The sequence below is a fragment of the Kitasatospora sp. NPDC036993 genome, from assembly GCF_055607525.1.
On sequence record NZ_JBVJRP010000012.1, the window covers coordinates 188,885 to 214,329 of the forward strand.

Consider the following 25,445-nt stretch of genomic DNA (forward strand, 5'->3'; position numbering starts at 1 on the left):
CCTGACCGCCCCGCGCGGTCGCGAACGGCCTCGCCCCGCCGCTACCGGCGGTCGGGAACCGCCCCGCCCCCGCCGCTACCGGCGGTCGAGGGCGGGGCCCCCTCGCGGAGTATGGCCGCGACCAGTTCGGCCTCGCCGGGGCGGGCGAAGTACCAGCCCTGGGCGGTGTCGCAGCCGGTCAGCCGCAGGCGCTCGGCCTGGGCGGCGCTCTCGATGCCCTCGGCGGTGACGGTCAGCCCGAGGGTGTGGGCCAGCTGCACCATCGCGCCGACGATCTGCTCGTCCGCGTCGCTGCGGCGGGAGCCGAGCTCGGGGAGGCCGGGCCGGTCCGCCGCGGCGGGCTCCCGGAAGCCCTCGATGAAGGTGCCGTCGAGCTTGAGCACGTGCACCGGCAGCCGGGAGAGGTAGGCCAGGTTGGAGTAACCGGTGCCGAAGTCGTCGATCGCGATCCGCACGCCCATGTCCGCGAGCGCCTGGAGCGCCTGGAGGGGGCGTCCGCCGGGGCCGAGCAGGGCGCTCTCGGTGATCTCCAGCTGGAGGAGCCCGGCCGGCAGCCCGGTGCGTTCGAGGACGCGGGCGACGTCGGCCACGATGTCGGAGTCCCAGATCTGGCGGGCGGCCAGGTTGACGCTCACGAAGGTCTCCGTCCCGGGGAACTCGGTGAGCCACTGCCGGGCCTGGCGGCAGGACTCCTCCAGCACCCAGGTCCCGAGCGGCACGATCGCGCCGGTCTCCTCGGCGAGCGGGATGAAGCGGTCCGGGGAGAGCGTCCCGTAGCGGGGGTGGCGCCAGCGGACGAGTGCCTCCGCGCCGTGCACGGTGCCGTCGGCCAGACCGACCAGCGGCTGGTACTCGATGGTGAACTCGCCGCGCTCCAGAGCCGGGCGCAGCGCGGTGGCGAGCAGCTGCCGGGTGAGCTGGTGGGCGCCGCGGTCCGGGTCGTAGAGCGTCCAGCGGGCGCGGCCGTCGGCCTTGGACCAGTAGAGCGTGGCGTCGGCGTCCTTGACCAGGTCGGTCGGGGTGGTCTCGTGCACGGACCGCTCGACCACGCCCACGCTCGCGGTGATCACCAGCCGGTGCCCGGCGACGTCGAAGGGACGTTCCAGCACCTCCAGGATCCGGGCGGCCAGCTCGGTCAGCTGCTCGCTGCCCAGGCTGTCGGTGACCAGGACGGCGAACTCGTCGCCGCCCAGCCGGGCCACCAGGTGGGTGTCGTGCCCGTCGAACCCGCGCCGCAGCCGGGTGGCGACGGCGGCCAGCAGCTGGTCGCCGATGTGGTGGCCGAGCGCCTCGTTGATCGCCGCGAAGCCGTCGAGGTCCAGGTAGCAGACCCCGACCCGGCGGTCGTCCCGGGCTCCGCCGGGGCCGGGCTCGTCGGCCGGCGCGAGGCAGGCGGCGTCGAGCCGTTCGAAGAAGTAGGCCCGGTTGGGCAGCATGGTCAGCGGGTCGTGCAGGGCCTGGTACTCCAGCCGGTCGCCGAGCCGGCGCTGCTCGGTGATGTCCTCCACCAGCGCCAGGGTGTAGAGCGGCTCCCCGGCGCCGTTCCGGATCAGCGAGACGGTGAGCTTGCTCCAGACGGTGTGGCCCTCGCGGTGCTTGAGCTGCTTCTCCACGCGGAACCGTTCCCGCTCCCCGCGGACGAGTTCGGAGAAGAGCCGGTCCGGCATGCCCTCGGGGTCGATGATCTCGTGCAGGTGGGTGCGGACCAGTTCGCCGACGCCCCGTCCGATCAGGCCGGCGAAGGCGGGGTTGACCTCGATGATCCGGTCCTCGGGATCGATCAGGGCCATGCCGATGACGGCGTCGCAGAAGGCGGCTCTGAACCGGGACTCGCTGGCCCGCAGGGCGGCCAGCAGCCGGTCGGCGCCGCCCTCTGCCCTGCCCGTGCCGCCCTCTGCCCTGCCGATGCCGCCGCTCGTCCGGTCGGGGCCGCCGAGGGCTCCCCGGTGACCGTTGCCGGTGAGCGGGGCCGAGCAGGTGGGGCAGAGCAGCAGCTCGGGTTCCGCCAGCGTCCCGAGGGCGCTGAGGGCGGTGACTGAGCCGGTGGCCGATCCGGGGGACGAGCCGGCGGCCGGTTCCAGGACCGGCGCGGTGAGGTGGCGGTGGCGTGCTGCTTCCTCGTGCCGCACGCCCGGGTGGTGTGCGTCGGCCCCCTCGTTCTGGCCCGGCACGGCATGCTCCCGTCCGCTGCTGACGCTTGACGATGGTCCGGCCGGCCAGTCGGGACCCGGTGGCCGGCTCCGCACTCTGTCGCGGTCCTCGGAGCCGGTCCGCTGCGGGGCCGCCCGCCGTGGGGCGCTGGCGTGCGAAGACCCGCCCGAAGGACAGGGCGCTGCGGCCGATCATAGGCCGCGACGGCAACACGCGGTGACCGCCGCCAGGGTGATTCGCCCGCTTTGTGATCATGTGCGGCGATACGTTCAGACGCCCCCGGTGCACATCACACGATGTGCACCGGGGGCGCGTGCGCCGAAGCCGCGCCCCTGGGCGCCGGTCGCGCGCCGGAAGTGGAACGGAGCGGGCCGGGAGTCGGGGGGCGATCGGACGGCGCAGGAGAAGGGGAGGGGCGGCTCAGGCCAGCGAGGCCGTGAGGGTGATGGTGGTGCCGGTCAGGGCCTGGCTGACCGGGCAGTTGGCCTTGGCGTCCTCGGCGGCCTTCACGAAGCCGGCCTCGTCCAGTCCGGGGACCTCGCCGACGACGGTCAGGTGGATTCCGGTGATGCCCGTACCGGGCTGGAAGGTCACGTCCGCCCGGGTGGTCAGCCTGGCGGGCGGGGTGCCGGCGCCGCTCAGACCATGCGAGAGGGCCATCGAGAAGCAGGCGGAGTGGGCGGCCCCGATGAGCTCCTCGGGGCTGGTCTTGCCGTTGGGCGCCTCGGCGCGGGCCGGCCAGGAGACGGGGTACTCGCCGATCCCGGAGGATTCGAAGGTCACCAGGCCCTTGCCGTCGAGGAGGTTGCCCTCCCATTCGGTGCGGGCGGTGCGGGTAGTTGCCACGATCGGGTCCTCCGGTGCTGAGGGGGTGTTCGAATGGTCACTTTCGGTCATGCGGGCCCCAGCCTACGGGCAGATCCCCTCCCGGTCAGCCGTGTCACGCCCGCGGTGGCCGGGCGGAGCGGAGCGGGGCCGAGGCGGCCGGTCCGGGGCCGCCGTCCGGATCGTGGACGGTTCCGTCGGACGGTGCGGGGCCCGGGCGGGGGCCCTGTTAGATTTGCCCGGGCCCGAGCCCGGCCGCAGCGCGGTCGGGCGCCCACCGCAGACACCGGGAGCCGCCCCGATGACGGACCACTCCACGACCCCCGACGCCGGCCTGCCCACGGGGATCGACGACGCCGTACGGGCCGAGCTGACCAGCCTGCGCGAGAGCATCGACAACATCGACGCCGCGGTGGTCCACATGCTGGCCGAGCGTTTCAAGGCGACCCAGCGGGTCGGCCGGCTCAAGGCCGAGCACAAGCTGCCGCCGGCGGACCCCGCCCGGGAGCGGGACCAGATCAAGCGGCTGCGGGAGCTGGCGGCCGGGGCGAAGCTGGACCCGGTCTTCGCGGAGAAGTTCCTGAACTTCATCATCGCCGAGGTCATCCGCCACCACGAGGCCATCGCCCGCTCCTGAGGCGCGGAGCGGCTCCCCCGGAGCGGACCCGGGCTGCCCGGGCTGCCCGGGCATGTCGGGGGCGGCTAAATGCCCGATTTCGTCAGGCTCTCCGGGTGGCGTAGCGTGCAGGTTTCCCCAGCCGGAGAGGTGGAGCAGCGACGATGGCGGTGAACCTGCCCGAAACGCCCGGTGGAGCCCCCAGCGATTCCGCTGCCCGGCCCACCCCCGGAGGCCGCGCCGAGGCCCGCCGTCAGAGCCGCGGCTCGCGCGGCCGCAAGGCCCGCCGCCCGGGCCGGCGCCCCCGGCCGTGGTGGATCGAGCTGCCGGTCATGGCGGCGGTCGGGCTGCTGGTCGCGCTGCTGATCAAGACCTGCCTGTTCCAGGTGTTCACCATCCCGTCCGGCTCGATGGAGAACACCCTGCGGATCGGCGACCGGGTCGGCGTGAACAAGCTGGCGCCGCTGACCGGCTGGGAGCCGGAGCCGGGGCAGCCGGTGGTGTTCAAGGACCCGGGGGGCTGGCTGCCGCCGCAGCCCACCGACCCGAACCCGTTCACCAACGCCGTGAGCTCGGCGCTCAGCTTCGTCGGCCTGGTGCCGCCGAAGGACGACAACTACCTGGTCAAGCGGGTCATCGCGACCGGCGGTCAGACCGTGCAGTGCGAGGGCACCACGCTGACCGTCGACGGGCGCAAGCTCGACGAGCCGTACCTGCATCCCGGGGACGACTCCTGCGCGGGGCTGGACTTCGGGCCGGTGAAGGTGCCGTCGGGCTACGTCTGGGTCGAGGGCGACCACCGCAGCGACTCGGCGGACTCCCGCTACCACCAGCACGGCCCGGGTGGCGGCGCCGTGCCGGTGGACAACGTGGTCGGCCCGGTGTCGGCCGTCGTCTGGCCGCTCAATCACTTCGACTGGTTCGGCTGGACCGGCCGCTGATCCCGCGCTCGGCGGCCACCCGGTCGTGAGCCCCCGGCCCGGCAGCGCCACGCCCGGCGCCTCGGGGCCCCGCGTCCAGCTCCGCCACGTCGGCACCCTCCGCCAGTCCCGCGGTACCGCCCGCCGCCTTCCCGTCCGCCGTCCCGTCCCCGTCCGCCGGGGGCTTGCTCGCCTGCGCCGCGATGGCGCCGGCCAGCACCAGCAGGCCGCCCGCGATCTGCGGCATCCCGAGGTGCTCGCCGAGCAGCACCCAGGCCGTCACGGTGGCGACCACCGCCTCCAGGTTGGCCACCACCCCGGCGACCGGCGGCGAGAGGTAGCCGACCGAGATCACGCCGGTCAGGTAGGCGAGCACGGTCGCGACCAGGACCATCCACGCGGCCGGGAGGAGCGCGGGCAGGGTGTGCCCGTTCATCACCACGGACCCGCCGAGCAGGCTCCAGTCGGCCTTCCAGGGCAGGGTGAAGACGGTGAGCAGCACGGCGCCGACGATCAGCCCGTACGCGCTGACGGCCAGCGGGTCGACCGGGCGGTCGCCGCGCCGGCCGGCGTCGGCGAGCACGAAGTAACCGACCTGGCAGCAGGCCGCGCCGAGGGCGAACAGCACGCCCAGCGCATCGAAGCTCAGGCCGTTCCAGACCTCGACCACGCAGGCCAGCCCGGCCACCGCGACGCCGGCGCCGACGGCCGCGCCCCGGCTGATCGGCTTGCGCTGGACGAACTTGACGTAGGCGATCAGCAGCGGCGGCCCGAGGTACTCGATGAGCAGGGCGACGCCGACCGGGATGCGGGAGATCGCCGCGAAGTAGCCGGCCTGGACGCCCGCCACGGCGAGCAGGCCGAAGCCGAACAGCAGGCCGGGTCGGCGCAGTACGGCGTCCCGGTGCCGCCAGGCGATCGGGAGGAGCGCCACCGCCGCTCCGGTGACCCGGAGCCACACCACGTGCAGTGGGGAGAGGCCGGCCTCGATCAGCGGCTTGGCCGCGGTGCCGGAGCCGCCGAAGGAGACGGCGGCGACCAGCGCGAGGCCGAGGCCGACGGTCCTGCGCGACGGGCGGGTGGGCAAGGCCGATGATCTGTGCACTGCCGCATTGTGACAGTCATATCGACGGTCGAGTAAGGCGCCATTCCGTCATTCGGTCCTGCCCCGAACTGTGCGCGGTGGCGCAATCACGCGACCCCGGCCGACCCGGTCACGCGACCGGGCCGGCCGGGGTCGTACGGGCCCCGGTCAGCCCCCGGATCCGGACGAGGCACCCGTTCCGGTGAGCACGTCCGTCCCGCCCGTGGGCGGGGTGGTCGGCTGCTGGGTGGGCTGCTGGGTCGGCGGGGTGGTCGGCGTCGGCCGCGAGGTGGGCCGGGTCGGCCGGGTGGGCTGCTGGGTCGGCTCGGTGGTCGCGGGAGCCGTCGGCGCGGTGGTCGCGCCGCCGTCGGTGCCACCCGACGGAGTGTTCGAGCCCGAGCCCGAGCCCGAGCCCGAACCCGAACCCGAACCCGATCCGTTGCCCGGCGTCGTGGTGGGACCGGAGCTCGGAGTACCGGTGGGCGCACTCGTCGACGGGGCGCTGTTCGGCGTGCTCGGGGCGGTCGGCAGGTCGGCGGCACCGGAGGAGTCGCCGCCGGCCGGGGTCGGGAAGTCGCTCACCGGCTGGCCCTTGAGCGCGGCCTTCATGTAGCTGGTCCAGATCTGGGCCGGGAACTGGCCGCCCGCCGCGCCGTCGATGCCGCCGACACCGCTCAGGCTGACCTGGGCGCCGTTGCCCGGGTCCTGGCCGAACAGGGCGACCGAGGTGACCAGCTCGGGGGTGTAGCCCACGAACCAGACCGACTTCTGGTCGTCGGTGGTACCGGTCTTGCCCGCCACCGGACGGCCCAGCGACTTCGCTCGCCAGCCGGTGCCGCCCGGGTCGCTCACCACGCCCTGGAGCATCGAGGTGACCTGGTCGGCGGTGTCCGCGCTGATCGCCTGGGTGGTCTTGTGCGCGGGCAGCGCGACGTTCTCGCCCTCGCGGTCCACCGACTGCACCAGCCACGGGGTGATCTGCTTGCCGCCGTTGTCCAGCGTGGCGTACACGCCCGCCATGTCGAGCACGCTCGGGGTGGCCGCGCCCAGCGGGATGGAGGGCACCGGGTCGAGGCCGGGGGTGTTGCCGGGCAGGCCCAGCGCGACGGCGGTGTCCTTGACCTTCTGCAGCCCGGTGTCCTGCGCCAGCTGCGCGAACGCCGAGTTGACCGACCAGTCGGTGGCCTGCTGGAGGCTGATCTGGCCGTAGCTCTTGTCGCCCTCGTTCGGCGGCGCGTACGGGGTGCCCTTGCCGCCGCGGACCTTCCGGCCGCTGGTGCCGTCGTAGACCGTGCGCGGCGTGATGCTGCGGCCGTCCTGGGTCCTGGCGTTGTTCTCGAAGGCGGCGGCCAGCGCGATCGCCTTGAAGGTCGAGCCGGCCTGGTAGTCGCGCCGGGTGGCGTTGTCGACGTAGTGCTTCACGTAGTCGACGCCGCCGTACAGGGCGACGATCGCGCCGGTCTTCGGGTCCACCGAGACGGCGCCGGCCTGGGCGGCCGCGTCCTTCTTCCGCTTCTCCGGGTTCAGGTTGTCGCGCAGCTGGGCCTGGACGGAGTCCTGGAGGGCCTGCTGGCGGGCCGGGTCGACGCTCAGCTTGATCGTGTAGCCGCCCTTGGCCAGCTCGGTCTCGTTGATGACGCCGCTGGAGGTGAGGTACTCGGTGGCCGCGTCGACCAGGTAGCCGGCCTGACCGGACAGGCCCGGGTTGGGCTGCGGGTCACGGACGTCGGGAAAGGCGGTCCCGGCCCGTTCCTCGGCGGGGAGCCAGCCCTCCTTGACCATGCCGTCGAGCACGTAGTTCCAGCGGTTGACGGCGTTCTGCTTGCCCGCCGCGGTCGCGGTGGCGACGTCGTAGGCGCTCGGGGCGTTCAGCAGGGTGGCCAGGTAGGCGCCCTGGGCGGCGTTGAGCGCCGACGCGTCGATGCCGAAGTACGCCTGCGCGGCGGCCTGGATGCCGTAGGCGCCGCGGCCGTAGTAGGAGGTGTTCAGGTAGCCGGAGAGGATGTCGTTCTTGCTCTCGGTGGCGTCCACCTTGATGGCGATGAACAGTTCCTTCACCTTGCGGGTGATCGACTGCTTCTGGTTCAGGTACGTGTTCTTCACGTACTGCTGGGTGATGGTGGAGCCGCCCTGGGTGGAGCCGCCCTTGGCGGTGTTGATCGCGGCCCGGGCCAGGCCCTGGACGTTGACCGCGCCCTCGTTGTAGAAGTTCCGGTCCTCGGCGGCCAGCGCGGCGTGCTGGGCGGCGGGGGAGACCTTGTCCAGGGTGACGTTCTGCCGGTTGGTCTGGCCGGTGCGGGTGAGCACCGAGCCGTCCGAGTAGAGCCAGGTGTTGCTCTGGGCCGTCGCGGCGGCGTGCGCGTCCGGCACCTTCACCAGGGCGATCCCCAGCGCGAACAGTCCGATGCCGAGCAGCAGCGCCGAGCCGAAGCCGAGCAGGGTCATCCGCCAGGTGGGTATCAGCCGGCGCCAGCCGGTGCGCTTCGGGCGGCGCGACTTCTTGCCGCCGGAGCCTCCGGACTTGCCGGACCCGCCGGCCGGGCCGGCGGAGCGCTTGAGCCGCTTGACCGGCCGGAGGCTTATCGACGGCGTGCGACGGCCGCTCTGGGCGTTTCTGGACAAAGCGCGGCCTTTCCTGCGAGCACCGCGAAGCGGCCTGCACGGACGGGGACATCGGCGGTTGGGGACCTTTGTCCCGATTCCGGTTTTACTGCCCTGGACGAGCAGAACGGGCCGGATGGCTCCGGCGGATCGCCGATCGAGACCGACATCACACGCAAAACGGACGTCGGAGGCCAAAAAATCAGGGAGCCTCTCGCTGTTGCGAGAGACTCCCCAACTGTCTGTGCGCCGCCAGGGACTCGAACCCCGGACCCGCTGATTAAGAGTCAGCTGCTCTAACCAACTGAGCTAGCGGCGCCTGCTGACCTGGAAAACAATACACGGTTCCGAGGGGTGCCTCGAACCGGTCCGGTCGCCACCGCCCGATCCGCCCCTTTCCGCCCGGTTGGGCTGGAGTTCGCCTCTGGTTAGGGTGGAACGGTGCCCAGCCCCCAGCCAGGACACCCCCGAGCACGATCCGGCAGGTCAGGACGCGACGGGTCGGGACGCGGCGAGCCCGGACACCGCGCCGCGCCGGCCATGGTCGCCGCCCTGCTGCTGCTCAGCGCCGTGGCGTACACCGCCTGGGTACTGGAGGTCGTGCTGAGCACCGGCCTCGACCCGGTGCAGGCGTACATCAGCGAGCTCGCCGCCGAGGACCAGCCGCTGGGCGGCCTGTTCCGGGCCACCGACCTGGCCGCCGGGCTCTGCCTGCTCGCCGCCGCCGGCACCGCCCTCGCCACCGGTCGGGCCGGGGCCTCCCGGCGGAACCGCTGGGCGCTGGCCGGCTGGGCCGCGCTGGCCCTGTTCGGCGCCGCGACCGCCGCGGACTCCCGGCTGCCGCTCAGCTGCACCCCCACCAGCGACGAGATGTGCGCCGCCCGGGAGACCGCCGGGCTCGTCCCCGCCACCCACACCGCGCACGCCGTCACCAGCAGCCTCGCCATGGCCGGCGCGCTCACCGCGCTGGTCTCGCTCACCGTGGCCGCCCGGCGCTACCGCTGGTGGCCGCCGGTGCGCCGGATCGGGCCCTGGCTGCTGGGGGCCGAGCTGCTCGCCACCGGCTGGAGCCTCGCCTCGATCGCCGCCTTCCAGGCCGGACGCGGCACCTGGGCGCTGGGGGCCGGGCAGCGGCTCCAGGTGCTGCTGGTCGCGCTCTGGCTGGGCCTGCTGGCCCTGGGCGTCGCCCGTTCCGCCCGCCCGGCCACGCCGGACGCACCGGAGCGGTCGGAGGGTTCGGACGGGCCGGACGGGCCGGACGAGAAGGCCGTCGGGCGGGAACGCCCGGCCGAGCCGGTCCAGGAACGGGGGCCGGCATGACCAGCCCCGACGACCCCGGCGCCGGGGCGCGCTTCCTGCGCGTCGACGGCGTCCCGCTGCACGTCCGCACCGAGGGCAGCGGCCCGGTCTGCCTGCTCTCCGGCGGCCTCGGCAGCAGCTGGTTCGACTGGGACCTGGTCGTCCCCTTCCTCACGCCGTACCGCACCGTGGTCCGCTTCGACCGGCCCGGTTACGGGCTGAGCGCCGCCGAACCCGCCACCGGGCGGCCCGCGCCGACGGCGGCCGGCGAGGCCGGGCGAATACTGGCGGTGCTGGACGGCCTCGGACTGCGCGGGCCCTGCACCGTGGCCGGCCACTCGCTGGCGGGCTTCCACGTGGAGGCCTTCGCCCGGCTGCACCCCGAGCGGACCGCCGGGCTGGTGCTGGTGGACGGCAGCGTGGAGGAAGCGGCCCGCCCGTTCCCGGCGCCCGGCGCGCGCGACCTGGCGGCCCGGGCGGCGGCCCGCCTCGCCACCGCCCTCGCCGTGCCCTACCTGCTCGGCCCGACCGTCCGCCGGACCACCGCCCGGCTGTCCACCGTCCGCCGGGAGGACCTCGCCCCGAAGCCGCTGGTCCGGCGCTGCTACCGGACCGGCCGGGCCCTGCGCGCGCTGCTCCGGGAGAACGGGCGCTACCTCGACACGGCCGCGGAACTGGACGGGCTGCGGCGCACCCGGCCGCTGGCCGAGGACCTTCCGATCACCGTGCTGGCCGCCGACGACGGCTGCCGGACCGGTGACACCGAGGACTGGCTGGCCCGGCAGCGGGAGCTGGCGGCGCTGCTCGGGGCCGACTTCCGCACCACCGCCCCGGCCGGGCACCTGGTGATGTTCGACCGCCCGGACGCGGTGGCCTCGGCGGTGCTCGACACCCGCTGAGGCGCCGCGCCGGGACGCCGTGCCGAGATGTCGCGACGACCGGCCGGAAGCCCCGGGGCGGGCGCCCGGCAGGCCGGCTCAACTCCCCGACTGGGACCTCCGGCGTGCGATCTCCCGCTCCACGGCCCGGGGGACGGGCAGGCCGCGGGCCGGCTGCCGGACGGCCTGCCGGGTCCGGGCACCCTTCGATCCCGGGTAGAGCCGGCGTTCCGGCCTGGCCGCCCCGACCAGGCCGGCCAGTTGCCGGTCCCGCTCGTCGGTCGTGCCGGACGGAACGGCTGTATCGGACGGCCCGGTGGTGTCGGACGGCCCGGTGGTGTCGGACGGAACGGTGGTGTCGGACGGCCCGGTGCGCGCCAGCGTGGCCGCGATCCGCCCGGCGATCAGCGCTCGGGCATCCGGCCGCACGGCCGTCCAGCGACGGTGGGGCAGCCCGGGGAAGCAGCGGCTCCGGGCGGTCAGCACGCCCTGTCCGACCATCCGGTCCAGGTAGTGGCGGGTCGTCCTGCCGTGCGGGTGGGTGAGTTCGCGCAGCGCGTGGTCGAGAGTCCGGGGCCGGCCCTTGCCCGCCCGTTCGAGGCCGGCCAGGACGGCGGTGCCGGGCTCGTCGTGGCCGCCCAGTGGCTGGTGGCCGGTGATCCGGCGCTCGTCGACGGTGATCGCGCCGGCCGGCAGGAGTTCGGCGAGGGCGGCGCCCGCGACCGCCGTCGAGACGGTGAGGGAGGGGATCCGCAGGCGTCCGCCCGCCGGGTCGGCGCAGAGCAGCAGCAGCAGTTCCTCGGCCAGGGGCCGGGTGTCGGAGGAGTTCACGAGGAGAAGGTCTACCCGGGCCGGAAACGCCTCAGGCCGCCCACCGGAGTGGACGGCCTGAGACCTTGCCATGTGCGCCGCCAGGGACTCGAACCCCGGACCCGCTGATTAAGAGTCAGCTGCTCTAACCAACTGAGCTAGCGGCGCCTGCTGACGTCGGAGACTTTACACGGCGCTCACCCGATCCGCCGAATCGTGTTCGATGCTTCACCTTCGGTGACCGGTTCCGGTCGTGGGCTCCGGGTGGTGGCAGGCCGCCTGGTGGTCCGTCCCGGGCGCGTTGTCGGCCAGGGCCGGCCGCTCCTGCTCGCAGCGGGTGCGGTCGGCCGGGGAGGTGAGCCCGGCGTAGCGCGGGCAGCGGGTGCGGAAGACGCAGCCGGTGCGGCGCTCGGTGGGCGGGGGCGGGTCGCCGGCCAGCAGGATCCGGTCGCGGGCGCGCTCGGCGGCGGGGTCGGGGAGCGGGACGGCGGAGAGCAGGGCACGGGTGTACGGGTGGCGGGGGCGGTCGAAGACGGCGGAGACCTCGCCCTGTTCGACCGTCCGGCCGAGGTACATCACGCTGACCCGGTCGGCGAGGTGCCGGATCACCGAGAGGTCGTGCGAGACGAAGAGGTAGGAGAGGCCCAGTTCGGCCTTGAGCGACTGGAGCAGGTTGAGCACCCCGGCCTGGATGGAGACGTCCAGGGCGGAGACCGGTTCGTCCAGCACCAGCAGCTTCGGCCGGACGGCGAGCGCCCGGGCGATCGAGACGCGCTGGCGCTGGCCGCCGGAGAACTGGTGCGGGTAGCGGACGGCGTGCCCGGGGTCGAGGCCGACCTGGCGGAGCAGTTCGGGCACCCGGCGGGCGATCTCCTCGCGCGGGGCGCGCTGGGCGAGCAGTGGTTCGGCGACGATGTCGCCGACCGGCATCCGGGGGTCGAGGCTGGCCATCGGGTCCTGGAAGACGATCTGCACCAGGGCGCGGAGTCGGTGGGCCTCGGCCCGGGTGAGCGCGGCGGCGTCCCGGCCGAGCAGTTCGATCCGGCCGGTCTCCGGGGCGCCGAGCCGCAGCAGTTCGAACAGGGTGGTGGACTTGCCGGAGCCGGACTCGCCGACCAGGCCGAGGGTCTCGCCCTCCCGCAGGTCCAGGTCGACGCCGTCCACCGCGTACACCTCGCCGACCTTGCGCTTGAACACCGTGCCCTTGAGGAGCGGGAACGTTTTTCCCAGCCCGCTCACCGACAGCACCGGTGTCCGGGACGAGCGGTCGCCGGGGCCGGCGACGGGCGGCGGCTCGGGGACGGGGTAGACCTCGGCCGGTGCGGGCCGCCGGTCGGCGAGTTCCGCCGACCGGACGCACGCCGACAGATGACCGGCCGCCCCCTCCAGGGCCGGCTCGGCCGCCGTGCAGCGCTCCTCCGCCAGCGGGCAGCGCGCCGCGAACGGGCAGCCCGGGGGCAGTTCGGCCATCGGCGCCGGGGTGCCGGGGATCGGTACGAGCGGACCGCCGCGCCCGTCGAGCCGGGGCAGCGCGCCGATCAGGCCGAGCGAGTACGGGTGGCGCGGGGCCGCGAACAGCTCGTCCACCCCGGCCGTCTCGACCACCCGTCCGGCGTACATCACCGCGACCCGGTCGGCGGTTCCGGCGATCACCCCGAGGTCGTGGCTGACCAGGACGAGCGCCGCGCCGGTCTCCCGCCGGGCGGTGCGCAGCACGTCCAGCACCTGGGCCTGGATGGTGACGTCGAGCGCGGTGGTGGGCTCGTCGGCGAGCAGGATGTCGGGCTCGTTGGCGACCGCCATGGCGATCATCGCGCGCTGGCGCATGCCGCCGGAGAACTCGTGCGGGAAGCTGTCCAGGGCCCGGCCGGGTGCCGGGATGCCGACCAGGTCGAGCAGCTCGGCGGCCCTTCGCCGTGCGGCGGCCTTGTCCACCCGCTGGTGGATCCGGACCGCCTCGGCGATCTGGTCGCCGATCCGGTAGACCGGGGTGAACGCGGAGAGCGGGTCCTGGAAGACCATGGCGATCCGGCGGCCGCGGATCGCGGCGAGCTCCCGGCCTGGCAGTCCGACCAGTTCCCGTCCGTCCAGCCGCACCGAGCCGCTGAGGCTCGCGGTGCCGGGCAGCAGCCCGAGCACGGACAGCGCGGTGACGGACTTCCCCGAGCCGGACTCGCCGACGATGCCGAGGGTCTCGCCGCGCCGCAGGGTGAGGTCCACCCCGCGGACGGCGGGGACCGGGCCCGCGGGCCCGGCGAAGTCCACCCGGAGGCCACGGACGGCGAGCAGCGGGGTGTCGACGGTGGTGGTCACGGGCGCTTCCTACGACTCGCGGACTGGCTGGTGGACCGGCCGGCGGAGCGGTCGGTGGAACGGCGGGAACGACGGGTGGCCCGCGAACGGCGGGGCGCGGCACCGGAGGTGGGGTCGAGGGCGTCGCGCAGCCCGTCCCCGATCAGGTTGACGGCGAGGACGAACAGCACCAGCAGCGCGGCGGCGAAGTAGAACAGCCAGGGGAACACCGGGGCTTCGCCGGTCCCGGCGGCGAGCAGGGTGCCGAGCGAGACGTCCGGCGCCTTGACCCCGAAGCCGAAGTAGGAGAGCGCGGTCTCGCTCATCACGGCGCCGCCGACCGCGATGGTGGCGTCGATGACGAGGAAGGAGGCGACGTTCGGCAGGATGTGCCGGCTGATGATCCGCAGCGGCCGGACGCCCATGAACCGTGCGGCGCGGACGAATTCGCGCTCGCGCAGGGAGATGGTCATCGAGCGGACCACCCGGGCGGTGATCATCCAGTTGAACAGCGCGAGCAGCAGGACGAAGGCGATCCAGCCGGCGCTCTTCAGCCGGGACGAGACGATGGTGATGACCAGGAAGGCCGGGAAGACCAGCAGCAGGTCCACCAGGAACATCAGCGCCCGGTCGGCCCAGCCGCCGAAGTAGCCGGCGCAGGCGCCGACCACGGAGGCCAGCGCGGTGGAGAACAGGGCCACCAGCAGGCCGATGACCAGGGACTTCTGCAAGCCGCGGACGGTCTGCGCGAAGACGTCCTGGCCGACTCCGTTGGTGCCGAACAGGTGCTCGGCGGAGGGCGGCCGGTGCAGTGCGGAGAAGTCGGGGGCGGCGTAGTCCCAGTGCGTCAGGTACGGCCCGCCGAAGGCGAGCGCGAACAGCAGCAGCACCACGACGGCGCCGGCCACGGCGCCGCGGGCGGCGAGCAGCCGGGAGAGGACGAGCCGGCCGCGACCGGCGGGACCAGAGGGGTCGTCGGGGCCGGCCGGTCCGGCGGTGGCGGTGGCGGTGGTGGTCAACTCGGCTCTCCTCCGGTCAGGACCGCACGCGCGGGTCGAGGGCGGCGTGCAGGGTGTCGGCGAGGAAGCCGGAGGCGAGCACGACGACGGCGGTGAACAGGTTGATCGCCACCACCGAGTTGACGTCCTGTTCGTTGATCGACTTGATCAGCCACTCGCCCATGCCGTGCCAGCCGAAGATCGTCTCGGTGAAGATCGCGCCGGTGAAGATGCCCAGGAAGCTGTAGGCGAACATGGTCGACATGGGGATCACCGCGGTCCGCAGGCCGTGCCTGAGCAGCGCCCGGCCGCGGGTCAGGCCCTTGGCCTCGGCGGTGCGCAGGTAGTCGGAGCCGAGCACGTCGAGCATGGTGCCGCGCTGGTAGCGGCTGTAGGTGGCGAGTCCGCCGAGGGCCAGCGAGATGGTGGGCAGCAGCAGGTGCAGTGCCCAGTCGGCGAGGTGGGCGCCGAGGCCGCCGGCGAGCCCCGGGGTCTCGTAGCCGGTGAACGGGACGACCTCGTGGCCGGCCGCGTCCTTGGCGGCGATGGCGCCGTTCTTGAGGAACAGCGCGACCAGGAAGACCGGGGTGGAGAGCAGCACGAAGGACAGCACGGTGAGCAGCCGGTCGGAGATCCGGTACTGGCGCACCGCGCTCCACGCGCCGGCGGCGACGCCGAGGACCATGCCCAGCAGGCTGCCGAGCAGCAGCAGCCGCAGCGAGACCAGGACCCGGCGGCCGAAGTCGTCGGTGACCGGCGTGTCGTGGATGCTCCGGCCGAGGTCGCCGTCGAGCAGCCCGCCGGCCCAGTGGCCGAAGCGCTCGACCACCGGCGTGCGGTCGTTCAGGTTGAGCGCGGTGAGCTGGCGCTCGACCGACTCGGCGGACGGCCGGGGCACCTTGGCCTCGAAGTAGGTGCGCGGCTGCAGGGCGGTCGCGGAGACCGCGTACGCCAGGAAGACGGCGGCGACCAGTAGTGCCGCGTAGTAGCCCAGCCGTTTCGCCAGGTAGCGGAGCATCAACGGCCGTCCGTGGTGCGGGTGGGGCCGACGCGTCTGGTGGGCATCGGGTGGTGGCCTCCGGTCCGGGGTCCTGTCGTGTTCCTGTTTTGGTGTCAGATGACTTTTGCGACAAGGGAATTGGGGACGCGCAGGTCAGAGTGAAGCACCGGCGCACTGAGGGGGTGTTGCGGCGGTGTTGCCGCGCGTGACGTCTCGATCAGGTGTGCGCTCCTCCCCCTGGTGGCGGATCTGATCCGCTGTTACGTTCTGCTGGCCCGGTGCCGAATTGGCTGCCCACGATCAAGACCCGTCACACCTCGCGCGCCCCGACTCCCGTCACCAGTCCCAGGGGGACCCTCATGGACGCTTCCACCACGGCCCGCCGTCTCGGCCGGGCGGCCGCCCTCGCCGTCGCCGTCGTGCTCGCGGTCACCGCGTGCACCTCGGGCGGTGGCGGTTCGGCCGACAGCGCGGCCAAGAGCGAGCCGCCGAGACAGGACTCCGAGGACATCAACGCCAGGCCGCCGGACCAGGTCAAGGACGGCGGCGAGGTGCGCCTCCAGCTGGACCAGTGGATCACCCAGTGGAACCCGCTCCAGGTGGACGGCGGCTCCTACACCGACACGGTGAACCTCATCCGCGCCCTGGAGCCCTCGCTCTTCCGCACCGACGCCTCCGGAACCTTCCGGCCGAACCCGGACTACCTGGTGGAGGCCAAGGTCACCTCGACCTCGCCGCAGGTGATCACGTACCGGCTGAACCCCAAGGCGGTGTGGTCGGACGGCAAGCCGCTGAGCTACCTGGACTTCAGGGCCGACTGGCAGGCGGGCAGCGGCAAGGATCCGGCGTACAACATCTACGACCCGTCCGGCTACGAGCTGATCTCCGCGGTCGAGCAGGGCGCCGGCCCGGGCGAGGTCGAGGTCACCTTCTCGGAGCCGTACGCGGACTGGCAGAACCTGTTCCGCCCGCTGATCCCGGCGGCCGGCATCGCCACCCCGGACGACTTCAACAAGGGCTGGGTGGAGAGGATCCCGATCACCGCCGGCCCGCTGAAGATCGGCGTCGCGGACAAGACCGCGCAGACCCTCAGCCTCGTCCCCGATCCGGCCTGGTGGGGCGCCCGGGCCAAGCTCGACCGGATCACCTTCCGGGTGATGGACAAGGCCGCGAGCATCCAGGCGTACCTCAACAACGAGATCGACCTGGCCTCGGCGGGCACCGCCACCGCGTACGGGCAGCTCAAGAACGCCAAGGACACCGTGATCCGGGCCGCCAGCCCGTGGGACGAGGTGCACATCTCCTTCGGCGGCACCGGCGCGCTGGCCGACCGGAAGGTCCGCCAGGCGCTCGGCAGGGCGCTCGACCGCTCGGCGCTGATCAAGATCGCCAACAACGGGGTGCCGGTGGAGTTCAAGCCGCTCGGCAACCACATCATCATGCCCAACCAGGCGGGCTACCAGGACAACTCGGGTGACTGGGCGAAGTTCGACCCGGCCGCGGCCAAGGCGCTGCTGGACGAGGCCGGCTGGAAGGAGTCCGGCGGCGGCCGGCCGCGCACCAGGGACGGCAGGCCGCTGGAACTGCACTGGGTGCTCAGCGACGGCACCACGCAGGCCCAGCTCGACCTGGCCACCGCGGCGGCGGCGATGTGGCAGACGGTCGGGGTCAAGGTCGACCTGGACAAGGTGGCCGCCAACGACTACTTCGCCAAGTACGTCACCCCGGGCAAGTTCGACATCGCGAGCTGGCGCAACACCGACTCGTTCCCGAACTCCAAGGGCCTGGCCAACTTCCGCCTGCCGGTGGGCGACAACACCTTCAGCAACCCCTCGCGGCTGGGCACTCCGGAGATCGACGCGCTGCTGAAGAAGGCGGCCGGGACGGTCGACCCGGTGGAGGCCGCGAAGCTCTACAACCAGGCGGACGCGAAGATCTGGGAGCTCGGCCACACCGTCGAGCTCTACCAGCGGCCCTCCGTGGTGGCGACCCGCAAGGGACTGGCCAACTACGGCGCCTTCGGCCTCGCCACGGAGGACTACAGCGTGCTCGGCTGGGAGAAGTAGCCGCCGCCACGGCCGGGGCCGGTCGGGCCGCGCGGCAGGCGCTGGCGAGCAGCGCGGTGATCACGAGGCCGGTGGCGCGGACGCGGGAGGATCGGCTCCGCCGCCCCCGCTGTCCCGCCACCCGCCTTGACCTTCCGCGTTGCCCGCACGCCACCCGTGTCGTGGGGCCCGGCAGGACCCGCGCTCTTCCAACCGGGGAAGAATCTAGCGGCGCTCCGGCCGCCCGCGGCGCAGCGCGCGGGACGCGCCCGGAATCCCGCCGCGCTGTCACCCGGTTCGCGCACCGAAGCGTCAACTGGGGCTGACGGCAAGGAAAAAAAGCGGACATTCGGGTCGATCACGGCGGGGGCGTGCGGTAGTCCAGGAGTGCGCCGGAGCGTGCACACTGATGTGCCGGTGCGTGCACAGCTGCCGCGCCGGTACGTGCGCCGGGCCAGGGCCGCTGCCAGGATGCCCGGGACGATCCCTCCCGCACACCCCCGGAGCAGCTCCGATGGCCAGTGACCCCGCCGCCGCGGTACCCCGCAGCCACCCCGTCGACCCGCCGCCGGTGCGCCGGATGGTTCCGCGCGACCGCCACGAGCCGCACCGGGTCGCCACCCCGCTGGAACTCTTCTTCGACCTCTGTTTCGTGGTCGCGGTCGGCCAGGCCGGGCGGGAACTGGCCCACTCCCTGGCAGCCGGGGACTACGGAGCGGGCGGAACCGGCTATGCCCTGTCATTTTTCGCCATCTGGTGGGCCTGGATGAACTTCACCTGGTTCGCCTCCGCGTACGACGTCGACGACGTGCCGTACCGGGTCACCACCCTGGTGCAGATCGCCGGGGTGCTGATCCTGGCCGCCGGGGTGCCACGGCTGTTCGCCACCCAGGACCTGTCGCTGGCGATCGCCGGCTACGTGGTGATGCGCCTGGCCATGGTCACCCAGTGGCTGCGGGCGGCCGCCAGCGAGCAGGGCACGGCACGCCGGGTCGCGCTGGGCTACGCGGCCGGGATCACGCTCTGCCAGATCGGCTGGGTGGTGATGCTGTTCCTCCCGCCCGGCGCCCGGCCCTACGCCATCCCGGTCGGGGTGCTGTGCGAGCTGGCCGTGCCGGTGGTCGCCGAGCTGCGGATGCGGACCTCCTGGCACCCGCACCACATCGCCGAGCGGTACGGGCTGTTCACCCTGATCGTGCTCGGCGAGACGGTGGCGGCGGCGACCGTCGCGGTGCAGTCGGCGGTGGACGAGCACGAGGAGCTGGGCCGGCTGGTGCCGGTGGCGATCGGCGGGCTGCTGATCTGCTTCGCCGCCTGGTGGATCTACTTCGCCCGGCCCGTCCACGACCACCTGCGCTCCAACCGGCAGGCGCTGGTCTGGGGTTACGGGCACTACCTGGTGTTCGGCTCGGCGGCGGCGATCGGCGCGGGGCTGGAGGTGGCCGTGGAGTCGGCGGTGCACCAGGCGCACATCTCCGAGACCGCCGCCACCGCGACGGTCACCGTGCCCACCGCGGTCTTCCTGGTCACGGTCTGGCTCCTGCACTCCCGGCACACCAAGCGGGGCGTGGTGGCCCAGTCGCTGGCCCCGGCCGGGGCCGTGCTGGTGCTGGCCTGCACCGCGCTCGGCGGTTCCGGGGTGCTCGCGGCGGGCCTGGTCTGCGCGCTGATGGTGGCGGGTGGCGTGCTGGTCCACGGCCGGGAGAGCAGGCACGGGATCGCCCGCTGACTCCCTCCCGCGAGGACGGGCTAGCCGGCCCGCCCCAGCAGTACCGGTTCGTGCCGGGCCAGCCAGGCCAGGTAGGCCGGGTTGACCTTGGCCAGATCCAGGTAGGCGGCCCGCAGTTCGCCGTACAGCGCGTCCAGCGCGGGCGCGCTGAGCACGCGCGGACGCCAGGTGAACAGCAGCCGGACGGCCAGCGGGTCCCCGTGCACCGGGCGGACCACCGTGCCGGGCCCGGGCAGCGAGGTCGGCTGGCAGGGGCGGACGGCCTCGCCGGAGGCGACCAGCTCGGCGGCGGTGGCGTTGTCCCGCACCTGGAGCACCCGGGGGTTGAGCCCGGCCTCGCTGAACACCCGGCGCATCGCCGCGTACTCGTGGTCGGCGGTCGGGTCGACCATCCAGGTGTCCTCGGCGAGGTCGGCCAGGTGGACGACCGGCCGGGCGGCGGCCGGATGCCCGGCGGCGAGCGCGACGAACTGCGGCTCCCTGGCCATCAGCACCCGCTGCTCCGCGTCCGGCGGCACCCGCAGCGGGAAGCCCTCGCTCTCGTACACGAAGGCCACGTCCAACTGGTCGGCGGCGACCATCCGCAGCAGCGCGCTGGCCGAGATGTCCACGTGGATGGTGGTGTCGGTGTCCGGCAGCCGCTCGTGCACCCGGCGCAGCCAGGCCGCGACCGCCCGGCTGCCGACGCTGCCGATCCGCAGCCGTCGCTGCCGGCCCGGCCCGGCCGAGTCCCTGGCCTCCTGGCGGGCGGCGGCCACCAGGGCGGCCATCTCGGTGATCACCGGCCGGGCCCGGGAGAGCACCGAGTGGCCGAGCGCGGTGGGCCGGCTGCCGGTCTGTTCACGGGTGAACAGGGTGCCGCCGATGGCCCGTTCGATGCGGTGCAGCTGGGTGGTGAGGGAGGGCTGGGTCATGCCGAGCTGGAGCGCGGCCTTGCGGAGGCTGCCGGTGTCGGCGATCGCGCACAGCACCCGGAGGTGTCTCACGTCGAGCTCCACGTCCGGGAGCATAGACGCCGCCCCACCGTCTCGCCAAGGACATGACAGGCATTCAAGGCGTGTCGGGGAGCCGGCCGACGGAACGGCCGGCGTCGTGTGCGGCGGACGTGCGGTGGACGTGTGGCGGACGTGGGGTGGGTTCGTGCGGCGGGTTCGTCCGGGGGGGTTCGCTCGACGGGTTCGTCCGGTGGGGTCAGCCCGGCCGGACCGCGTGCCGGGCCCGGCCGGCATGCGGCGGTGCTATCGCCGGTTGACATCATCCGTGACGGCCCCGGGCGGGTCGAAGCTCGGGAGCAGCAACCCGCCCCCGGTCACACCCGTGGGGCGGCCCCCACCGTGCGCCGTCGCCGGGCCCGGCCCCCACCGGCCCCCGCGAGCCGGCGCACCGCGAATCGGAGCCCCCACATGAAGCGATCCGTGCTGTCCGCCGCCCTGGGCCTGGCCCTCGCGGCCGGCCTCGCGACCCTGCCCGTCACCGCCGCCACCGCGGCACCGGCAGCGCCCGCCGCCCCCGCCGTCCAGGGCTACACCCCCTCGACACACGCCGCCCCGGCCGCGGAGACCGCGGACAACCAGGCCTTCTTCCGGGCCGTGATGGCCTCGGCCAAGGCGCGGCAGGCCGCGAACCCGTGGCTGCTGAGCGTCACCGTCACCTACGACACCGCGAACGCGCCCTCCTTCACGAGCCAGATATCCCAGGCCGCGCAGATCTGGAACGGCTCGGTGAGCGGAGTGCGGCTCCAGGAGACCGGCGGCAACGGCGACTTCTCGTACTACGAGGGCAGCGACAGCCGCGGCTCGTACGCCAGCACCGACGGCCACGGCCACGGCTACGTCTTCCTCGACTACCAGCAGAACCAGCAGTACAGCTCGCTGCGCGTGGTGGCGCACGAGACCGGGCACGTGCTCGGCCTGCCCGACGACTACGCCGGCCCGTGCAGCGAGCTGATGTCGGGCGGCGGCCCCGGCCCGTCCTGCACCAATCCCTACCCCGACGGCAACGAGCGCAGCCAGGTCGACTACCTCTGGGCCAACGGTCTCGCGGCCCGGAACTGACATGTCCGGCAGGTAAGTTCGGCGCGGCGGGCCGTCCGGCCGGAATCGGTCGGCCCGCCACTCCGGGTACTTCCCCGGACCGGAGCCTAGCCGCCACCGGAACTGAATGCCAGGGGCACGATTGGGTCAAGGCGAGGAAAAGGCCACTCAATTCGGCTCCGCCGGCAGGGTATTGGACGGTGCTATCGCGGGTTGCCATCATCCGCGGGCGCACCGGGTTGCCCGAAGCTCTGGGGACACCGTCCGTTGACCAGGTGTTCCCCCGGGCCGGCCCCCAACCGGCCACGACACCCCACGAATCGGAGCCCCCACATGAAGCGATCCGTGCTGTCCGCCACCCTCGGCCTCGCCCTCGCGGCCGGCCTCGCGGTCCTGCCCACCACTGCCGCCGCCGCGGCGCCGGCCGCCCCGGCCGTCCAGGGCTACACCGCCACGACGTACGCGGGCTCGGCCGAGGAGACGGCCAACAACCAGGCCTTCTTCCAGGCCGTGATGGCCTCCGCCAAGGCCAAGCAGGCGGCCAACCCCGGCCTGGCGGTCGTCACCGTCACCTACGACGCCAGCTCCGCCCCGTCCTTCCGCAACCAGATATCCCAGTCCGCGCAGATCTGGAACGGCTCGGTCGCCAACGTCAAGCTGCAGTCCGGCTCGGCCGCCGACTTCCGCTACTACGAGGGCAACGACAGCCGCGGCTCGTACGCCAGCACCGACGGCCACGGGCGCGGCTACGTCTTCCTGGACTACCAGCAGAACCAGCAGTACAGCTCGGTGCGCGTGGTGGCGCACGAGACCGGGCACGTGCTCGGCCTGCCGGACCACTACTCCGGCCCGTGCAGCGAGCTGATGTCGGGCGGCGGCCCCGGCACCTCCTGCACCAACGCCTACCCGAACACCACCGAGCGCAGCCGCGTCAACTCGCTCTGGGCGCGCGGCTGACCCGAGCGGTGAGCGCCCCGGACCGGCCGCCTCGACGCGGCCGGTCCGGGGCGCCGCGGTTGTCCGGCGGCGTGTCGCAGGGCGGGGCCGCGGCAGGCGTCGTCGGTACGGGCGGCCCGTTGCAGGGCGGCCGTCGTCGGTGCGGGCAGTTGTCGGTACGGGCCGTTGTCGGTGCCGCGTGCGAGCATGCGGGCGAGATCCATCCGCCCCCGACCGCAGGAGCCACCGCCATGTCCCGTGCCGTCCCCGACCGGCTCGCCGACCTCCCGTACGCCGAACTGCTGAGCCCGCACACCGGGCCGCTGCGCAGTGACGAGCGGTACGACACCGCGCACTTCGACGGCGGCGAGCACACCGACGAGTCCGGCGCCGGCGGGTCCTTCCTGGAGTGCGCCTTCACCGGCGTCGCGCTCAACGGGGTCAAGCTGCGCCAGGCCCGGTTCAACGAGGTCTGGGTGCAGGCCGGCCGCTGGGTCGCCTGCGACCTGAGCGGCTCCGAGTGGCAGGACAGCTCCTTCGTCGGCGGGGTGCTCGCCGGGGTCGCCGGGTACGGCTCGGCGCTGCGCCGGGTGGTGTTCCGGGGCTGCAAGCTGGAGGCGGTCAACCTGCGCTCGGCCGTCCTGCGGGACGTCGTCTTCGAGGACTGCCTGCTGCGCGACGTGGACTTCGGCGAGGCGAAGCTGACCGGGGTGTCCTTCCCCGGCTCCACGCTGGAGGAGGTCCGGCTGCGCGGCGCGACGCTGAGCAAGACCGACCTGCGCGGGGCCGTCCGGCTCGGTCTGACCGACGGCCACCAGGGGCTGCGCGGCGCGGTCATCAGCTCCCTCCAACTGATGGAGCTGGCCCCCCAGTTCGCCCAGGCGCTGGGGATCGACGTCAAGGACCGCTGAGCACCCCGGCCCCTTCGTCCGTTCAGCCGGGCGTCGCTCGGTGACGACCGGGCGAACCCCGGTGGCGTTCCGGCGAACAGTCCGCCAACCCTGGCGCCCGCATCTGGTGGCCCGGTTCGGCCGCGGTGGAGACTTCTCCGCGATCGATGGCCCCGACTTGTGTGCACAACATCGCCAGCGAAGGGACGGACCGGTTCTGATGGCCGAGTTGAGTCGTAGGAAGTTCGTCACGCTGTCCGGTGCCGCCGCGGCGGGCCTCGCCGTGGCCGGCACCGGTGCCGGCGCCGCGGGTGCCGCCCCGGGCGGCCCGGCCGCGACGGCCGCCACCACCGCGCTCAGCACCACCGGCACCATCCGCGACGCCCAGCACGTGGTGATCCTGATGCAGGAGAACCGCAGCTTCGACCACTACTTCGGCACGCTGCGCGGCGTGCGCGGCTTCGCCGACCGCAGCGCCATCCAGATCTCCGGCGGCTACAGCGTCTTCAACCAGCCGAACGGCCTGCTCTCCCGCCAGTACCCGTGGCAGTTCAGCCTGACCAAGCCGGCCGGCGGTGCCGACCCCGAGCGCCTCGCCCAATGCAACGGCGACCTCAGCCACGGATGGCTGGATCAGCACAAGGCCTGGAACGGCGGCAGGATGGACTCCTGGGTCGCCGCCAAGGGCAACGTCCGCACGCTCGGCTTCCTCACCCGCCAGGACCTCCCGTTCCACTACGCGCTCGCCGAGAACTGGACCATCTGCGACGCCTACCACTGCTCCGTCCTGAGCGCGACCGGCCCCAACCGCACCTACCACTGGTCCGGCCAGATCGACCCGGCCGGCACCGCGGGCGGCCCGGCCTACGACGGCGGCGACGAGAAGGGCCTGCGCTGGCAGACCTACGCCGAGGCGCTGGAGAGCGCCGGGGTGAGCTGGAAGGTCTACCAGAACGCCGCCGACAACTACGGCGACAACGCGCTGGCCTATTTCAGCCAGTTCTCCGGCGCCCCGGCCGGCAGCCCGCTCGCGGTCAAGGGCATGGGCTCGGTGCCCAAGGTCACCGGCAGGACCCCGGACGACATCGCCGCCGCGATCAAGGCCGACGTGCTGGCCGGCACGCTCCCGCAGGTCTCCTGGATCGTCCCCGACCAGGCCTCCTCCGAGCACCCGTACTCCACCCCGGTGGACGGCGCGCACTTCGTCCACATGGTGATCGACGCGCTCAACGCTGACCCGAACGTCTTCGACTCGTCGATCCTGTTCATCAACTACGACGAGAACGACGGCTTCTTCGACCACGTCCCGCCGCCGGCCGCCCCGGCCGGAACCCCGGGCGAGTTCTACGGCGGCACCAACATCGGCCTCGGCTTCCGCGTCCCGATGATCGCCGTCTCGCCCTGGACCCGCGGCGGCTGGGTCAACTCCGAGACCTTCGACCACACCTCGGTGCTGCGCTTCCTGGAGTCCTGGACGGCCGCCCTCGGCAAGCCCGCCACCTGCCCGAACATCAGCGACTGGCGCCGCCGCGTCTGCGGCGACCTGACCGGCGTGTTCGACTTCGCCAACCCGGTGTACGGCCTGCCCGCACTGCCCGACACCTCGCAGACCATCGGCCTCGCCGCCTGCGGTCCGCTGCCCAACCCGGCCCCGGTGAACAACCAGCTCCCGGTGCAGGAGCCCGGCACCCGGCCCGCGCGGGCCCTGCCGTACCAGCCCAACGCCAACCTGGACCACCTGGAGTTCGGCTCGGGCGGGTTGATGAAGGTCTGGATCACGATGGCCAACGTGGGGGCGCCGGCGGCGAAGTCCGCGCACTTCGCCGCGTACGCCAACGCCTACCGCGGCGGCGGCCCCTGGCAGTACACGGTCGACCCGGGCGGCAGCACCAGCGACTTCTTCAACTGCGGCAGCGGCTTCGGCGGCGGCCCGTACGACCTCACGGTGGTCGGCCCCAACCGCTTCCTGCGCCGATTCAAGGGCGACGCGACGAAGGCGGGCAAGAACGCGGCGGTCACCGCCTCGTACGCGGTCGAGCCGGGCACGGGCAAGCCGGCGGTGTACTTCAGGCTCGCCAACTCCGGCACCACGCCGCTGACCTTCACCATCGCGTCCGACAACTACCGCACGGACGGTCCCTGGACGTACCAGGTCCCGGCCGGCGGCAGCGTGACCGACTTCTTCAACGCCGTGGCCTACACCAACGGCTGGTACGACTTCACCGTGACGGTCGACGCCGACGGCAGCTGGTCCCAGCGCTTCACCGGCCACCTGGAGACGGGCGCCGCCAGCGTCACCGGCTGAGGCCGCGGGCCCCACCGCCCGCGCCGGGCGGTG

19 protein-coding genes and 2 tRNA genes are annotated in these 25,445 nt (G+C 73.4%); 10 read left to right on the forward strand and 11 right to left on the reverse strand.

Features of this window, described 5'->3' with window-relative positions; genetic code table 11:
- Positions 1–41: 41 nt before the first annotated feature.
- Both ACZ7C5_RS25915 and ACZ7C5_RS25920 read right to left on the reverse strand, forming a co-directional pair.
- The gene (locus ACZ7C5_RS25915) at positions 42–2,171 is read right to left on the reverse strand and encodes a putative bifunctional diguanylate cyclase/phosphodiesterase (RefSeq protein ID WP_470323554.1); all 2,130 of its coding nucleotides are present in this window, start codon (positions 2,169–2,171) and stop codon (positions 42–44) included.
- A gap of 400 nt (positions 2,172–2,571) precedes the next feature.
- Entirely contained in the window at positions 2,572–2,997 is a 426-nt protein-coding gene (locus ACZ7C5_RS25920; RefSeq protein ID WP_401092119.1) for an OsmC family protein, read from the reverse strand.
- 280 nt (positions 2,998–3,277) lie between these two features.
- Here ACZ7C5_RS25920 and ACZ7C5_RS25925 point away from each other — a divergent pair, with 280 nt between their 5' ends.
- Positions 3,278–3,613, forward strand: coding sequence for a chorismate mutase (locus ACZ7C5_RS25925; RefSeq protein WP_188295319.1), 336 nt, complete (start codon positions 3,278–3,280; stop codon positions 3,611–3,613).
- Positions 3,614–3,756: 143 nt separating this feature from the next.
- Positions 3,757–4,533 carry a signal peptidase I gene (gene lepB / locus ACZ7C5_RS25930; RefSeq protein WP_401092118.1) on the forward strand — a complete coding sequence of 259 codons (777 nt, stop codon included), beginning with the start codon at positions 3,757–3,759 and terminating at the stop codon, positions 4,531–4,533.
- Here the strand turns inward: lepB and ACZ7C5_RS25935 are convergent.
- From ACZ7C5_RS25935 to ACZ7C5_RS25945, 3 genes are all read right to left on the reverse strand, one after another.
- Complete coding sequence (locus tag ACZ7C5_RS25935; protein WP_470323555.1) at positions 4,496–5,617, reverse strand: EamA family transporter; 1,122 nt, start codon at positions 5,615–5,617, stop codon at positions 4,496–4,498. The two genes, lepB and ACZ7C5_RS25935, sit on opposite strands and share 38 nt — an antisense overlap.
- Positions 5,618–5,764: 147 nt before the next feature.
- Positions 5,765–8,218, reverse strand: a complete 2,454-nt coding sequence (locus ACZ7C5_RS25940; RefSeq protein WP_470323556.1) for a transglycosylase domain-containing protein — start codon at positions 8,216–8,218, stop codon at positions 5,765–5,767.
- 224 nt (positions 8,219–8,442) lie between these two features.
- A tRNA-Lys gene (locus ACZ7C5_RS25945) sits at positions 8,443–8,516 on the reverse strand.
- Positions 8,517–8,737: 221 nt separating this feature from the next.
- Between ACZ7C5_RS25945 and ACZ7C5_RS25950 the strand changes: the two genes are divergently transcribed.
- Positions 8,738–9,517 carry a DUF998 domain-containing protein gene (locus tag ACZ7C5_RS25950; RefSeq protein WP_470323557.1) on the forward strand — a complete coding sequence of 260 codons (780 nt, stop codon included), beginning with the start codon at positions 8,738–8,740 and terminating at the stop codon, positions 9,515–9,517.
- Positions 9,514–10,395 carry an alpha/beta fold hydrolase gene (locus ACZ7C5_RS25955; RefSeq protein WP_470323558.1) on the forward strand — a complete coding sequence of 294 codons (882 nt, stop codon included), beginning with the start codon at positions 9,514–9,516 and terminating at the stop codon, positions 10,393–10,395. The genes ACZ7C5_RS25950 and ACZ7C5_RS25955 overlap by 4 nt, the downstream gene beginning before the upstream one ends.
- 78 nt (positions 10,396–10,473) lie before the next feature.
- Here the strand turns inward: ACZ7C5_RS25955 and ACZ7C5_RS25960 are convergent, their stop codons facing one another.
- From ACZ7C5_RS25960 to ACZ7C5_RS25980, 5 genes are all read right to left on the reverse strand, one after another.
- Positions 10,474–11,205: a GOLPH3/VPS74 family protein gene (locus ACZ7C5_RS25960; protein WP_470323559.1), complete on the reverse strand. Its 732-nt coding sequence runs from the start codon at positions 11,203–11,205 to the stop codon at positions 10,474–10,476.
- Between the two features lie 73 nt (positions 11,206–11,278).
- Positions 11,279–11,352, reverse strand: a tRNA-Lys gene (locus ACZ7C5_RS25965).
- A gap of 60 nt (positions 11,353–11,412) precedes the next feature.
- Positions 11,413–13,497 carry an ABC transporter ATP-binding protein gene (locus ACZ7C5_RS25970; RefSeq protein WP_470323560.1) on the reverse strand — a complete coding sequence of 695 codons (2,085 nt, stop codon included), beginning with the start codon at positions 13,495–13,497 and terminating at the stop codon, positions 11,413–11,415.
- Positions 13,494–14,495: an ABC transporter permease gene (locus ACZ7C5_RS25975; protein WP_470323561.1), complete on the reverse strand. Its 1,002-nt coding sequence runs from the start codon at positions 14,493–14,495 to the stop codon at positions 13,494–13,496. Before ACZ7C5_RS25975 ends, ACZ7C5_RS25970 begins: the two co-directional genes overlap by 4 nt.
- Before the next feature lie 16 nt (positions 14,496–14,511).
- Positions 14,512–15,492: an ABC transporter permease gene (locus ACZ7C5_RS25980; protein WP_401092111.1), complete on the reverse strand. Its 981-nt coding sequence runs from the start codon at positions 15,490–15,492 to the stop codon at positions 14,512–14,514.
- 341 nt (positions 15,493–15,833) lie between these two features.
- Here ACZ7C5_RS25980 and ACZ7C5_RS25985 point away from each other — a divergent pair, with 341 nt between their 5' ends.
- Together ACZ7C5_RS25985 and ACZ7C5_RS25990 are read left to right on the forward strand one after the other, a co-directional pair.
- Positions 15,834–17,540, forward strand: coding sequence for an ABC transporter family substrate-binding protein (locus ACZ7C5_RS25985; RefSeq protein WP_470323562.1), 1,707 nt, complete (start codon positions 15,834–15,836; stop codon positions 17,538–17,540).
- A 493-nt stretch (positions 17,541–18,033) separates the two neighbouring features.
- Positions 18,034–19,248 (forward strand): low temperature requirement protein A, encoded by a 1,215-nt coding sequence (locus ACZ7C5_RS25990; RefSeq protein WP_401092109.1) that lies wholly within the window; start codon positions 18,034–18,036, stop codon positions 19,246–19,248.
- 20 nt (positions 19,249–19,268) lie between these two features.
- Here the strand turns inward: ACZ7C5_RS25990 and ACZ7C5_RS25995 are convergent, their stop codons facing one another.
- Positions 19,269–20,246, reverse strand: a complete 978-nt coding sequence (locus tag ACZ7C5_RS25995; RefSeq protein ID WP_401092108.1) for a LysR family transcriptional regulator — start codon at positions 20,244–20,246, stop codon at positions 19,269–19,271.
- 405 nt (positions 20,247–20,651) lie between these two features.
- On the opposite strand from ACZ7C5_RS25995, the gene snpA (ACZ7C5_RS26000) reads away from it, so the two are divergent.
- From snpA (ACZ7C5_RS26000) to ACZ7C5_RS26015, 4 genes are all read left to right on the forward strand, one after another.
- Entirely contained in the window at positions 20,652–21,302 is a 651-nt protein-coding gene (gene snpA / locus ACZ7C5_RS26000) for a snapalysin (RefSeq protein WP_470323563.1), read from the forward strand.
- 312 nt (positions 21,303–21,614) lie between these two features.
- Positions 21,615–22,238 (forward strand): snapalysin, encoded by a 624-nt coding sequence (snpA, locus tag ACZ7C5_RS26005; protein WP_401092106.1) that lies wholly within the window; start codon positions 21,615–21,617, stop codon positions 22,236–22,238.
- 230 nt (positions 22,239–22,468) lie between these two features.
- Positions 22,469–23,128 (forward strand): pentapeptide repeat-containing protein, encoded by a 660-nt coding sequence (locus ACZ7C5_RS26010; protein ID WP_401092105.1) that lies wholly within the window; start codon positions 22,469–22,471, stop codon positions 23,126–23,128.
- A 199-nt stretch (positions 23,129–23,327) separates the two neighbouring features.
- The gene (locus ACZ7C5_RS26015) at positions 23,328–25,412 is read left to right on the forward strand and encodes a phosphocholine-specific phospholipase C (protein ID WP_401092104.1); all 2,085 of its coding nucleotides are present in this window, start codon (positions 23,328–23,330) and stop codon (positions 25,410–25,412) included.
- Positions 25,413–25,445 lie beyond the last annotated feature (33 nt).

Coding starts and splice junctions, on each gene's coding strand:
- snpA (WP_470323563.1), top strand. CDS start 20,652: ATGAAGCGATCCGTGCTGTCCGCCGCCCTGGGCCTGGCCCTCGCGGCC.
- ACZ7C5_RS26010 (WP_401092105.1), top strand. CDS start 22,469: ATGTCCCGTGCCGTCCCCGACCGGCTCGCCGACCTCCCGTACGCCGAA.
- ACZ7C5_RS25985 (WP_470323562.1), top strand. CDS start 15,834: ATGGACGCTTCCACCACGGCCCGCCGTCTCGGCCGGGCGGCCGCCCTC.
- lepB (WP_401092118.1), top strand. CDS start 3,757: ATGGCGGTGAACCTGCCCGAAACGCCCGGTGGAGCCCCCAGCGATTCC.
- ACZ7C5_RS25925 (WP_188295319.1), top strand. CDS start 3,278: ATGACGGACCACTCCACGACCCCCGACGCCGGCCTGCCCACGGGGATC.
- snpA (WP_401092106.1), top strand. CDS start 21,615: ATGAAGCGATCCGTGCTGTCCGCCACCCTCGGCCTCGCCCTCGCGGCC.
- ACZ7C5_RS25990 (WP_401092109.1), top strand. CDS start 18,034: ATGGCCAGTGACCCCGCCGCCGCGGTACCCCGCAGCCACCCCGTCGAC.
- ACZ7C5_RS26015 (WP_401092104.1), top strand. CDS start 23,328: ATGGCCGAGTTGAGTCGTAGGAAGTTCGTCACGCTGTCCGGTGCCGCC.
- ACZ7C5_RS25955 (WP_470323558.1), top strand. CDS start 9,514: ATGACCAGCCCCGACGACCCCGGCGCCGGGGCGCGCTTCCTGCGCGTC.
- ACZ7C5_RS25950 (WP_470323557.1), top strand. CDS start 8,738: ATGGTCGCCGCCCTGCTGCTGCTCAGCGCCGTGGCGTACACCGCCTGG.
- ACZ7C5_RS25980 (WP_401092111.1), bottom strand. CDS start 15,492: ATGCTCCGCTACCTGGCGAAACGGCTGGGCTACTACGCGGCACTACTG.